This window comes from Mesorhizobium salmacidum (SeqCode) (genome assembly GCF_037179605.1).
GTDB lineage: Bacteria > Pseudomonadota > Alphaproteobacteria > Rhizobiales > Rhizobiaceae > Mesorhizobium > Mesorhizobium salmacidum.
On sequence record NZ_JAPYKS010000004.1, the window covers coordinates 81057 to 93182 of the forward strand.

At 64.5% G+C, this 12126-nt stretch carries 12 protein-coding genes; 11 read left to right on the top strand and 1 reads right to left on the bottom strand.

Features of this window, described 5'->3' with window-relative positions; genetic code table 11:
• Window positions 1-21: 21 nt before the first annotated feature.
• The 3 genes from O7A60_RS06735 to O7A60_RS06745 all read left to right on the top strand — a co-directional run bounded on the left by O7A60_RS06735 (window position 22) and on the right by O7A60_RS06745 (window position 3069).
• Window positions 22-909 carry a F0F1 ATP synthase subunit gamma gene (locus tag O7A60_RS06735; protein ID WP_337105616.1) on the top strand — a complete coding sequence of 296 codons (888 nt, stop codon included), beginning with the start codon at window positions 22-24 and terminating at the stop codon, window positions 907-909.
• A 69-nt stretch (window positions 910-978) separates the two neighbouring features.
• Window positions 979-2559 (top strand): F0F1 ATP synthase subunit beta, encoded by a 1581-nt coding sequence (gene atpD / locus O7A60_RS06740; RefSeq protein ID WP_337105617.1) that lies wholly within the window; start codon window positions 979-981, stop codon window positions 2557-2559.
• 102 nt (window positions 2560-2661) lie between these two features.
• Entirely contained in the window at window positions 2662-3069 is a 408-nt protein-coding gene (locus O7A60_RS06745) for a F0F1 ATP synthase subunit epsilon (RefSeq protein WP_337105618.1), read from the top strand.
• A gap of 144 nt (window positions 3070-3213) precedes the next feature.
• On the opposite strand, the gene O7A60_RS06750 is transcribed toward O7A60_RS06745, so the two are convergent.
• Window positions 3214-4722: a mannitol dehydrogenase family protein gene (locus O7A60_RS06750; RefSeq protein WP_337105619.1), complete on the bottom strand. Its 1509-nt coding sequence runs from the start codon at window positions 4720-4722 to the stop codon at window positions 3214-3216.
• 202 nt (window positions 4723-4924) lie between these two features.
• Here O7A60_RS06750 and uxaC point away from each other — a divergent pair, with 202 nt between their 5' ends.
• The 8 genes from uxaC to O7A60_RS06790 all read left to right on the top strand — a co-directional run bounded on the left by uxaC (window position 4925) and on the right by O7A60_RS06790 (window position 11986).
• Window positions 4925-6337, top strand: coding sequence for a glucuronate isomerase (gene uxaC, locus O7A60_RS06755; RefSeq protein ID WP_337105620.1), 1413 nt, complete (start codon window positions 4925-4927; stop codon window positions 6335-6337).
• A 34-nt stretch (window positions 6338-6371) separates the two neighbouring features.
• On the top strand, window positions 6372-7349 hold the full coding sequence (locus tag O7A60_RS06760; RefSeq protein ID WP_337105621.1) for a TRAP transporter substrate-binding protein: 978 nt from the start codon (window positions 6372-6374) through the stop codon (window positions 7347-7349).
• Window positions 7350-7411: 62 nt separating this feature from the next.
• Window positions 7412-7936, top strand: a complete 525-nt coding sequence (locus tag O7A60_RS06765) for a TRAP transporter small permease (RefSeq protein WP_032935732.1) — start codon at window positions 7412-7414, stop codon at window positions 7934-7936.
• A gap of 3 nt (window positions 7937-7939) precedes the next feature.
• On the top strand, window positions 7940-9220 hold the full coding sequence (locus O7A60_RS06770) for a TRAP transporter large permease (RefSeq protein WP_027145118.1): 1281 nt from the start codon (window positions 7940-7942) through the stop codon (window positions 9218-9220).
• An 11-nt stretch (window positions 9221-9231) separates the two neighbouring features.
• Entirely contained in the window at window positions 9232-10002 is a 771-nt protein-coding gene (locus O7A60_RS06775) for a FadR/GntR family transcriptional regulator (RefSeq protein WP_337105622.1), read from the top strand.
• A 22-nt stretch (window positions 10003-10024) separates the two neighbouring features.
• On the top strand, window positions 10025-10876 hold the full coding sequence (gene kduI / locus O7A60_RS06780; protein ID WP_337105623.1) for a 5-dehydro-4-deoxy-D-glucuronate isomerase: 852 nt from the start codon (window positions 10025-10027) through the stop codon (window positions 10874-10876).
• Entirely contained in the window at window positions 10873-11637 is a 765-nt protein-coding gene (kduD, locus tag O7A60_RS06785) for a 2-dehydro-3-deoxy-D-gluconate 5-dehydrogenase KduD (RefSeq protein WP_337105624.1), read from the top strand. Before kduI ends, kduD begins: the two co-directional genes overlap by 4 nt.
• Window positions 11638-11647: 10 nt before the next feature.
• The gene (locus tag O7A60_RS06790) at window positions 11648-11986 is read left to right on the top strand and encodes a cupin domain-containing protein (protein WP_337105625.1); all 339 of its coding nucleotides are present in this window, start codon (window positions 11648-11650) and stop codon (window positions 11984-11986) included.
• Window positions 11987-12126: the final 140 nt, after the last annotated feature.

Here is a 12126-nt window from a genome sequence, read left to right on the forward strand (position 1 = left end):
AGACGGGATCAGGTTTGAAGCATGCCTTCATTAAAAGACCTTCGTAACCGTATCGCCTCGGTCAAGGCGACGCAGAAGATCACCAAGGCGATGCAGATGGTCGCCGCGGCGAAGCTGCGCCGTGCGCAAGAGGCGGCGGAAGCGGCGCGTCCCTATTCGGAGCGCATGGGTTCCGTCCTGGCCAACATCACCCAGGCTGTCGGTGGCGGTGGCGATGCCCCGGCGCTGATGGCGGGAACCGGCAAGGATGACGTGCATCTGCTCGTCGTCTGCACAGCCGAGCGCGGCCTGTGCGGCGGCTTCAATTCGCAGATCGCCCGTCATGCCCGCGACCATATCCGCCGGCTGCTGGCCGATGGCAAGCAGGTCAAGATCATCTGCGTCGGCAAGAAGGGTTTCGACATACTGCGCCGCGACTATGCCGCGATGATCATCGATCGCGTCGATCTGCGCGAGGTCAAGACGCTCGGCTTCGTCAATGCCGATGCGATCGCCCGCAAGGTCATCCACCTGTTCAACGAGGGCGCCTTCGACGTCTGCACGCTGTTCTATTCGCAGTTCAAGTCGGTGATCAGCCAGGTTCCGACCGCGCAGCAGATCATTCCGGCAGCGTCCGCCTCTTCGGCTCGGCCCGAGTCGACGGATGGCGCCAGCGCCGTCTACGAGTATGAGCCGGAGCCGGGCGAAATCCTGTCCGACCTCATCCCGCGCAACATCGCGGTGCAGGTTTTCCGCGCGCTGCTCGAAAACGCGGCGGGCGAAATGGGCGCCAAGATGAGCGCCATGGACAATGCGACGCGCAACGCCGGTGAGATGATCAACAAACTGTCGATCACCTACAACCGCCAGCGGCAGGCACAGATCACCAAGGAACTGATCGAAATCATTTCGGGCGCCGAGGCGCTCTAGGCGCGGTCCGCGGGTCATGGCCCGCGAACCGGACCGCGTGAGAAACAAAGGACGAAAAGGGTAAAGACGATGGCGAAAGCAGCGACCCCGCAGAAGGCAACCCCGAAGGCAGCAGCCCCGGCGAAGGCGGCCAAGGCTCCGGCAGCGGCGGCAAAGGCGGCCCCGGCCAAGGCAGCAGCAGCGCCGGCCAAGGCCGCCGCTGCCAGGACCCAGGCCGTGGCCACCAGGGCCACCGGCGTTGTCGGCAAGGTCCGCCAGGTCATCGGCGCGGTCGTCGACGTGCAGTTCGGCGAGCATCTGCCGCCGATCCTGAACGCGCTCGAGACCGACAATGTCGGCAACCGGCTGGTGCTCGAAGTTGCCCAGCATCTCGGTGAAAACACCGTGCGCTGCATCGCCATGGACTCCACCGAAGGCCTGGTGCGCGGCCAGGAAGTGCGCGACACCGGCGGCCCGATCGCCGTGCCGGTCGGCCCGGGCATGCTCGGCCGCATCATCAACGTCATCGGCGAGCCGGTCGACGAAGCAGGCCCGGTCGACGCGGTCGAATTGCGCTCGATCCATCAGCCGGCTCCGGCCTATATCGAACAATCGACGGAAGCGCAGATCCTGATCACCGGCATCAAGGTGCTCGACCTGTTGGCTCCCTACGCCAAGGGCGGCAAGATCGGCCTGTTCGGCGGCGCCGGCGTCGGCAAGACCGTGCTGATCCAGGAATTGATCAACAACATTGCCAAGGCGCATGGTGGTTACTCGGTGTTCGCCGGCGTCGGCGAGCGCACCCGCGAAGGCAACGACCTCTATCACGAGTTCATCGAATCCGGCGTCAACAAGAAGGGCGGCGGCGAAGGCTCGAAGGCGGCGCTGGTGTACGGCCAGATGAACGAGCCGCCGGGCGCGCGCGCCCGCGTCGGCCTGACCGGCCTGACGGTTGCCGAATATTTCCGCGACCAGGGCCAGGACGTGCTGTTCTTCGTCGACAACATCTTCCGCTTCACGCAGGCGGGTTCTGAAGTGTCGGCGCTGCTCGGCCGTATCCCGTCGGCCGTGGGCTATCAGCCGACGCTCGCCACCGACATGGGCGCGCTGCAGGAACGCATCACCACCACCACCAAGGGCTCGATCACCTCGGTGCAGGCGATCTACGTGCCGGCCGACGACTTGACCGACCCGGCGCCGGCGACCTCATTCGCTCACCTTGACGCGACGACGACGCTGAACCGTTCGATCGCCGAAAAGGGCATTTATCCGGCCGTCGATCCACTGGACTCGACCTCGCGCATGCTCGACCCGCTGGTCGTCGGCGACGAGCACTATGGCGTCGCCCGCCAGGTGCAGTCGATCCTCCAGCGCTACAAGTCGCTGCAGGACATCATCGCCATCCTGGGCATGGACGAGCTCTCGGAAGAGGACAAGCAGACGGTGGCTCGCGCCCGCAAGATCGAGCGCTTCCTGTCGCAGCCCTTCTTCGTCGCCGAAGTGTTCACCGGCGCACCGGGCAAGCTGGTCGACCTCGCCGACACCATCAAGGGCTTCAAGGGCCTCTGCAACGGCGATTATGACCACCTGCCGGAAGCCGCCTTCTACATGGTCGGCGGCATCGACGAAGCGGTCGAGAAGGCACAGCGCCTCGCGGCTGAAGCGGCGTAATTCAAGCGAATAGCGAATAGGGAGTAGCGAATAGGGTAAATGTGAGCCGAGCGAGTTTTCTTCCCTACTCGCTACTCACTATTCCCCACTCGCTAGATAATCATGGCTGAAGCTTTCAAGTTCGAACTGGTCTCGCCGGAGCGCCTGCTGGTTTCCGCCGAGGTCGAATCCGTCGTTATTCCAGGCGCCGAAGGCGAGATGACCGTCATGGCCCATCATGCGCCGGTCATGACCACGATCAAGCCGGGCGTCGTCACGGTGAAGAACGCCTCGGGCAGCGAAGAACGCTATGTCGTGTTCGGTGGCTTTGCCGACATCGTGCCCACCGGCTGCACGCTGCTGGCGGAATCGGCCGTCGCGGTGAAGGATGTCGACCGCGCCGATCTCGCCCGCCGCATCCAGGAAGCCAGGGAAGACGCCGTGGACGCCAAGGACGACCAGGCGCGCAGCAAGGCGGAGCAGTTCCTTGGCCAACTCACCACGCTGGAAGGCGCCATCCTGCCGGCCTGAGGTCCCATTCAGAAGCGAAGTGAAAAGCGGGGCACTTGCCTCGCTTTTTTGTTTTGTTCGAGCGGCGAGAATTCACCTACGGCGCGATGTTGTAGCGCCGGCATCAAAGTCCACTATCGCCTGCTGATCCGTGCCAGCTTCGCCTTACGGCCCTTCGCCCTCTATGCCGAGCGCAGCAAACGCCAAAGTCGGGCCGTCCCGTCGCAGGTGGACGAGATGGACGGCCACGAGTTCGATCAGCGTCTGGCGTTCGGCGTGATCCCTGGCGAAGCCGGTCAGATCGAACACCGCCGTCACGGTTTCGTTCGCCGGCAGCTGCTGGTCCAAAAGCGCCGTCAGCGGAGCATCGAGCGGATCGGTGAAATGGCCCTCCGGCAAGCTCTTTTCGCGCGCCGCGCAGGCGGCGATCCACGCTGCCACCACCAGCGTGAGATGGACCAGCTCGGTGCCGGCTTCGAGGCACTCGATAGCCGAAGCGATGATGCGCTGCGGCAGTTTCTGGCTGCCGTCATTGGCGATCTGCGCCGTGCGGTGGGCAAGTGCCGTGTTCGAAAAACGCTCGGCGAGCTCGGTCGTATAGGCTGATGTGTCGAGGCCGGCATCATCCGGCAATGTCGATACGGCCTCCTCCCACAGCGCATCGACGAATTGCCTTATCGCCGGATCGGCGAAGGCGCGATCGACCGTGGCGTGGCCGCTGAGCAGGCCGAGATAGGCGATGCCCGAATGCGCGCCGTTGAGCAGCCTCAGCTTCATGTCCTCGAAGGGAGCGACATCGCCGACCATGGTGACGCCGAATTTTTCCCAGGCCGGACGGCCAGCCGGGAAATCATCCTCGATCACCCATTGGCTGAAGGGTTCCGTCATCACGGGCCAGGCGTCCTCGATACCAAGTTCGCCCGATATCCGCGACCTGTCGGCATCGGTCGTGGCCGGCACGATGCGATCGACCATGCTCGAGGGAAATGCGACACGACCGGCGATGTGGCCGGCGACCGCAGCATCGCCCGCCGAATCGGGATTGGCATCGCGCAATCTGGCGAATTCGACCAGCAGCCTGTGCAAGGTGGCGCCGTTGGCCGGCAGGTTGTCGCAACAAAGCACGGTAAAAGGCGGGGTGCCGGCGGCCCGCCTGCGGGCGAGCGCCTCAGTCAGAAAGCCATGCGCCGTCTTCGGCTTTTGCGGATTGGCCAAGTCGTGGACGATGTCGGGATGCGTCGCGTCCAATCCGCCACCGGCCGCCCGCAAATAGGCTTTCTCGGTGATCGTCAGCGTCACGATGCGGGTGCGCGCATCGGTCAGCACCGCCAGCACCGCGGCCGGGTCTTCCGGCGCCACCAGCATCGAGCCGATCGAGCCGATGACATGCAGCTTCTCGCCGCCGCTACCGCGCACCGCCAGCGTGTAAAGCCCATCCTGCGGCGCCAGCGCGTCGCGCGTATCGGCGCTGCGCAGCGACACGCCGGTTATGCCCCAGTCCGTCTCGCCGGCCGCCAGGCATTCATCGATGTAGGCGGCCTGGTGGGCGCGGTGAAAGGCGCCGACACCGAGATGCACGATGCCCGGTGCAACCGCACCACGATCATATCGAGGCGCGACGACCTTGGCCGGCAATGCCGGCGCCGTGCGGTTGGAAAGGCGGCGGTCTGTCATCGGTTCGCGCACTCATCTCGTGCAAGGCTGGTTATGGCACGGCTGGTATCCGGAGGCGGATCGCAAGCCGCAGAACACTGGCGGCGTAACACCGGCGGCGTTCGCCGACAATGCTCAGCTTTGCTCAAAACTCATCATACAACAATCCAATTTTTGTATGTTGACATTATTTCTGCTCAACCCTACCGATAGGACCGGGAGGATGGCCGTGGCACTGATCAATGCGGATTTGCTGTTTCCAGCCGAGGCGCGTCCGCTCTCGATCGCCCGCGATCTCTATGCCGGCATCAAGGACCTGCCCATCATCAGCCCGCACGGGCATACCGATCCGCGCTGGTACGCGCTGGACGAGCCGTTCCCCGATCCCGCGCAGCTGCTCATCGTGCCGGACCACTATATTTTTCGCATGCTGTTCAGCCAGGGCGTACGGCTGGAGGCTCTCGGCGTGCCGACCCTCGATGATGCGCCCGTCGAGACCGACGGCCGGGCGATCTGGCGGCTGTTCGCCGAACACTATTACCTCTTCCGTGGCACGCCGACCCGGCTGTGGTTCGACCATGTGCTTGCGCATCTGTTCGCCATCGAAGAGCCGTTGAGCGCCGCAACCGCCGATCGCCATTACGACACGATCGCGACGGTACTGCAGTGGGAGAACTTCCGCCCTCGCGCCCTGTTCGAGCGCTTCAACATCGAGGTCATCGCGACGACCGAAGGCGCGCTCGACGACCTCAGATGGCACCAGATGATCCGCGACAGCGGCTGGGAGGGCCGCGTCGTCACCGCCTATCGGCCGGACGCCGTTGTCGATCCCGATTTCGAAGGCTTTTCGGCCAATCTGGATCGGCTCGGCGAGATCACCGGCTGCGACACCGGGACCTGGGCCGGCTATCTCGACGCGCACCGCCAGCGGCGCGCCTTTTTCAAGAGCTTCGGCGCAACTTCATCGGACCATGGCCATCCGACGGCGGAGACCGCCAATCTTTCCGACGCGGCGGCGCAGGAGCTGTTCAACCGGGTCCGCGCCGGCTCGGAAGATGAGCGCGAACGAAAGCTGTTTCGCGCCCAGATGCTGACCGAGATGGCCAAGATGAGCCGGGATGACGGGCTGGTGCTGCAGATCCATCCGGGCTCCTGGCGCAACCATTCGCCTGGTGTTTTCCAGAAATTCGGCAGGGACAAGGGCTTCGACATCCCGACGCGCACGGACTATGTGACTGCGCTGAAGCCGCTGCTCGACTGTGTCGGGCTGGAGCGTGACCTCACCGTTATCCTGTTCACGCTGGATGAGGCCGGCTATACGCGCGAACTGGCGCCGCTGGCCGGCGTCTACCCGGCGCTGAAGCTCGGGCCGGCCTGGTGGTTCCACGACAGCCCGGAAGGCATGCGCCGTTTCCGCGAGATGACTACCGAGACCGCCGGCTTCTACAACACGGTCGGCTTCAACGACGACACCCGCGCCTTTCCGTCGATCCCGGCCCGCCACGACGTGGCGCGCCGCGTCGACTGCGCGTTCCTGGCGCGTCTCGTCGCCGAGCACCGGCTGCGCGAGGACGAGGCGCATGAACTGGCGAAGGAGCTTGCCTACACGCTTGCCAAAAATGCGTACCGGCTCTGAGCCGGACGTTTTCGATTTTCAAAGGGAGGAAGTCATGTTGCATTTTTCGAAATTAATGGCGGCCACGTTTGCCTTCGGCTCGCTGCTGATCGGTATTGCCAACGCCGAAACCGTGCTGCGATCCTCGGATACCCATCCGGACGGCTACCCGACCGTCGAGGCGGTCAAGTACATGGGCGACCTGATCAAGCAGCGCACCGCCGGCCGCTATTCGATCGAGGTCTATCACTCGGCGCAACTCGGCGAGGAGAAGGACACGATAGAGCAGACCCAGGCCGGCGTCATCGACCTCGACCGTGTCTCGATGGGACCGTTCAACGGCATCGTGCCGGAGACCGCGGTGCCATCGCTGCCCTACATATTCCGCTCGGTCGAGCACATGCGCCACGTCATGGACGGCCCGATCGGCGACCAGATCCTGAAGGCGTTCGAGGCGCACGACCTTGTCGGCCTCGCCTTCTATGATTCCGGCGCGCGGTCCTTCTACAACACCAAGAAGGACATCACCTCGATGGCCGACATGAAAGGCATGAAGTTCCGCGTCATCCAGTCCGACGTGTTCGTCGACATGGTCAACGCGCTTGGCGCCAATGCGACGCCGATGGCCTATGGCGAGGTCTATTCGGCGCTGCAGACAGGCGTCATCGATGGCGCCGAAAACAACTGGCCGAGCTTCGAATCCGCCAAGCACTACGAAGTCGCCAAGCATTACACGATGGACCAACACCAGATCGTACCGGAAGTGCTGGTCATGTCGAAGGCAAGCTGGGACAGGCTGTCGCCGGAAGACCAGGCGATCGTGCGGCAGGCGGCCAAGGACAGCGTCGTCAAGATGCGCGAACTCTGGGACGCGCAGGAGAAGAAGTCGCGCGGCATCGTCGAGGCCGCGGGGGTCAAGGTCAGCGAGATCGACAAGCAGCCGCTGATCGACGCGATGAAGCCGGTCTACGACAAGTATCTCTCGACGCCCGAGCTGAAGGACCTGGCCGCTCGCATACAGGCCGAGAAATGAACGGCACGGGCAATGGACCGAGCAGCGCGGAGGCCCCCGCGCTGGCTTCGGGCGCGTCGGCCATGCGAGGCTTCTGGCTGGGTGCGGAGCGCGTCCTCTCCGGGCTCGCCCGGCTGGCACTTTGGATCAGCGGCGCCGGCCTGACGCTGATGACGATCATCATCTTCTGGCAGGTGTTCTCGCGCTACGTGCTGAACCGTTCGCCGAGTTGGACGGAATCCTTTTCGGTGCTGCTGATGGGCTGGTTCATTTTTCTCGGTGCCGCCGTCGGCGTGCGCGAGCGTACGCATCTCGGCTTCGACGTGCTGCTCTATGTCTTGCCTGCCTCGGCCAAGGCGGTGCTGCGCAGCATTTCCGATCTTGTCGTGCTGGCCTTCGGCGCCGGCATGATCGTCTATGGCGTACAACTGGCCAGGCTGACCTGGAACACGGTGATGCCTTCGCTCGCTTTGCCGGGCGGCGTCAGCTTCCTGCCGGTCATCCTGGGTGGCGCGCTGGTCTGCCTGTTTTCCTTGGAACGGCTGGCCGGGCGTTTTGCCGGCCTGCCCGTCGACGCTGACATCCATGCAACCGGCGAGGAGCCCTGAACCATGGCACTTATGGTCCTCTTCGGCACCTTCGTGTTCCTGCTGGTCATCGGCACGCCGATCGCGTTCTGCCTCGGCGTCGCCAGCTTCGCGACGATCCTCACGCTCGGGCTGCCGCCGGTCGTGGTGTTCCAGCGGCTCAATTCCGGCGTCAGCGTCTTTTCGCTGATGGCCATCCCCTTCTTCATCTTCGCCGGCGACCTGATGGTGCGCGGCGGCATCGCCGCGCGGCTGGTCGCGCTGGCAGGCTCCCTGGTCGGCCATTTGCGCGGCGGTCTGGGGCAGGTCAACATCGCTGCGTCGACCATGTTCGGCGGCATTTCCGGCTCGGCGGTGGCGGATGCGTCGGCGGTCGGCGGGCTGATGATCCCGCAGATGAAGGCGCGCGGCTACGGCATCGACTACGCCGTCAACATCACGTCGGTCGGCGCCATCATCGCGCTTCTCATTCCACCGTCCCACAACATGATCATCTATTCGATTTCGGCAGGCGGCCGTATCTCGATCGCCGACCTGTTCACGGCCGGCGTGCTGCCGGGTCTGCTGCTGGCGCTGTCGCTGATGATAACGGCCTATTGGGTTGCCAGCCGCCGCGGCTATCCGACGGAGCCCTTCGCCGGCTTCGGCCGGGCCATGCAGCTGCTTGTCGCCGCCATTCCCGGCCTCATCCTGATCGCCATCATCTTCGGCGGCGTCAGGTCCGGCATCTTTACCGCGACCGAGAGCTCCTGCATCGCCATCGTCTATGCCTTCCTGGTGACGCTGATCATCTACCGCTCGATGAGCTGGGGCGACTTCGTCGCGGCGACGACGGCGTCGGTGCGCACCACCGCCATGGTGCTGATGATCATAGGCTGCGCGGCGGCCTTCGGCTGGCTGCTCGCCTATCTCAGGGTGCCGGCGGCGCTGGTCGCCTTTCTGCAGTCGGTATCCGACAACAAGCTGGTCATCCTGCTGTTGATCAACATCGTGCTGCTCATCCTCGGCACCTTCATGGACATGTCGCCGCTGATCATCATCACGACGCCCATCTTCCTGCCGGTGGTCATGGCCTATGGCGTCGATCCCGTGCATTTCGGCGTGATCCTCATCCTCAATCTCGGCATCGGGCTTTGCACGCCACCGGTCGGCGCGGTCCTGTTTGTCAGCTGCGCCATCGGCCGCATTCCGATCTGGACCGCGATGCGCTCGATCTGGCCATTCTACGGCGCCGCCTTCGCCGTGCTGATGCTTGTCACCTACGTACCGGAAATCTCATTGTGGCTGCCGGGCCTGTTCCATTAGGAGATCGCCACGTGTCCGTCAGTCCCGATCTCAAGGTCGAACGAAAACCCAAGCTTTCTGAAAGCGTGATCACGGCGATACGCAAGCAATTGCTGGCGGGCGAGATTCTGCCCGGCCAAAAATTGCCGACCGAGGGCCAGCTGACCGAAACCTTCGGCGTCAGCCGCACCGTCATCCGCGAGGCGCTGGCCAAGCTTGCCGCCGACGGCCTTGTCGAGCCGCGGCAGGGCGCCGGCGTCTTCGTCACCGAGCACATTTCGACCATGTTCGGCGCGCTTGCAGCCGACATGGGAGCCAAGGATTCCATCGCGCTCCACGTGCTCGAGGTGCGCCTGGCGATCGAAATCGAATCGGCCGGCCTCGCCGCCATCCGTCGCAACGCAGCGCAGGAAGCGGCGATCCAGGAGGCCTTCTTCGAGTTCGAGCGGATGCTGCTCGCCAGCCAGCCGACCGGACCCGCCGACCTCGCCTTCCACCGCGCCATCGCCAGCGCCACCAACAATCCGTTCTATGTCGAAATGCTCGACGTGCTCGGCCGGCGCGCCATTCCGTGCGACGTGACCTCGCCCTGGTCGACCGAACTGGTGCAGTCCGACAGCTACCAGCGCGGGCTGCAGCGCGAGCATCTGGTGATCCTGAATGCGATCACGGCGGGCCATGCCGAAGCCGCGCGCGAGGCGATGCGCACCCATCTCGGCGCCAGCCAGCAGCGCTACCGCGAGCGCCTGCAGGCGCGGCAGGCCTTTTACGCCAGTTCGGTCAAGGCGGCCGCCGGCGAATGATCCACCAGAAGTCAGGGCAGAGATGAGCCAGAACCACACCGACTACACATCGCGCTTCGCCATCGACCCGGCGGCCGCCGCCGCCATGGGAACGGACGAACTGCGCTATAATTTCCACATCGAAGACCTCTTCCGGCCCGGCCGCGTCAGCCTGACCTATACCCACTACGACCGCATGATCGTCGGCGGCGCCATGCCGGTGGCGACGGCATTGCCGTTGGAAGCGATCAAGCCGACCGGCACCAAGGGTTTTCTCGACCGGCGCGAAATGATCGCTGTGAACATCGGCGGCGCCGGCACGATCGAAGCCGGCGGCCAATCCTTCGACCTGCGGGCGCGCGACATGCTCTATCTCGGCATGGGCTCCAGCGATGTGTCATTCGCTTCGTCCGACAAGGCCGTGCCGGCCAAGTTCTACCTGCTCAGCGCGCCGGCGCATCAGGCTCATCCCAGCCGGCTGATCCGCCTCAATGACGCCAAGCGCCTCGACCTCGGCAGCAAGGAGGCCTGCAACGAGCGCTCGATCTTCCAGTTCATCCATGACGGCGGAACAAGAACCTGCCAGCTCGTGGTCGGCATGACGCAACTGGCGCCGGGCTCGATCTGGAACACCATGCCGTGTCATGTGCATGACCGGCGCATGGAGGCCTATCTCTATTTCGACCTGCCCGAGGCGGCGCGTGTCTTCCATTTCATGGGCGTGCCGGATGAGACACGGCACATCGTCATGCGCAATGAAGAGGCGGTGCTGTCGCCGGGCTGGTCGATCCATTCGGGCGCCGGCACATCCAACTACGCCTTCATCTGGGCGATGGCCGGCGACAATGTCGACTACACCGATGTCGACCCGGTGGCGATGGACGATTTGCGGTGAGCGACCTCACAGCCTTCAGCCTGGCCGGCAAGCGCATCCTGGTCACCGGCGCCAACACCGGCATCGGCCAAGGCATCGCCGTCTCGATCGCGCGCGCCGGCGGCGCGGTGATCGGCGTCGGCCGCTCGTCAATGGAGGAGACGGCGAGCAAGGTCGTGGCTCCGGGCGGCGAATTCGAGACGGTTGCCGCCGACCTTGCCGACACGGGCGCGGCCGGACCGATGCTCGATCGTGTCTGGGACGAAAGCGGGCCGCTCGACGGGTTGGTCAACAATGCCGGCATCATCCGCCGCGCAGATGCCGTCGACCTGACGGAGACCGATTGGGACGATGTCATCGACGTCAATTTGAAAACGGCATTTCTGCTGTGCCAATCTTTTGCGCGGTGCGTCCTTGCCGGCGGTCGCCGGGGCAAGATCGTCAACATCGCCTCCGTGCTGAGTTTCCAGGGCGGTATCCGCGTTGCGTCCTACACGGCGTCAAAGCATGGCCTGCTCGGCATCACCCGTCTGCTCGCCTGCGAATGGGCGGCGAAAGGCATCAACGTCAACGGCATAGCGCCGGGCTATATCGAGACCAACAACACGCAGGCGCTGCGCGCCGATCCCGACCGCAGTGCGGCCATCCTCGGCCGCATTCCCGCCGGCCGCTGGGGGGAACCCGGAGACATTGGCGATGCCGCCGTCTTCCTGCTGGCGCCGGCCTCGAACTATATGCATGGCGCGGTGGTGCCGGTGGACGGCGGCTGGCTGGCGCGGTGAGGAGATGACAATGACCGAGCCGAAGATTTTCGCGCGAGCCGGCGAGGCTGCCTGGACTCCGACCCCGGACGGCAATCGCCGGCGCGTGCTCCTATCCACCGACGAGCTGATGATGGTCGAATTCGGCTTCGACAAGGGCGGCGTCGGTGCGCTGAATTTGCACCCGCATGTCCAGGCAAGCTATGTCGCCGAAGGCCGTTTCGAGGTGACCATCGACGGACGGACCGAAATCCTGGAGACCGGCGGCAGCTTCATCGTTCCCTCCGGGCTGGTACACGGCGTCAGGGCGCTGGAGGCCGGGCGTCTGGTCGACAGTTTTGCGCCGCACCGCGCCGATTTTCTCGCCTGACCGGGCCGCCAACGATTTCTCGGCCAATAAAAAACCCGCGCCTCCAGGGAAGCGCGGGTTTGTTGCCTGGGCGCCAGAGCGCATTACCGTCTCACAGAAACGGCGAAACGTTCTGTCTCTGTCTGACGCAATTCCGGACG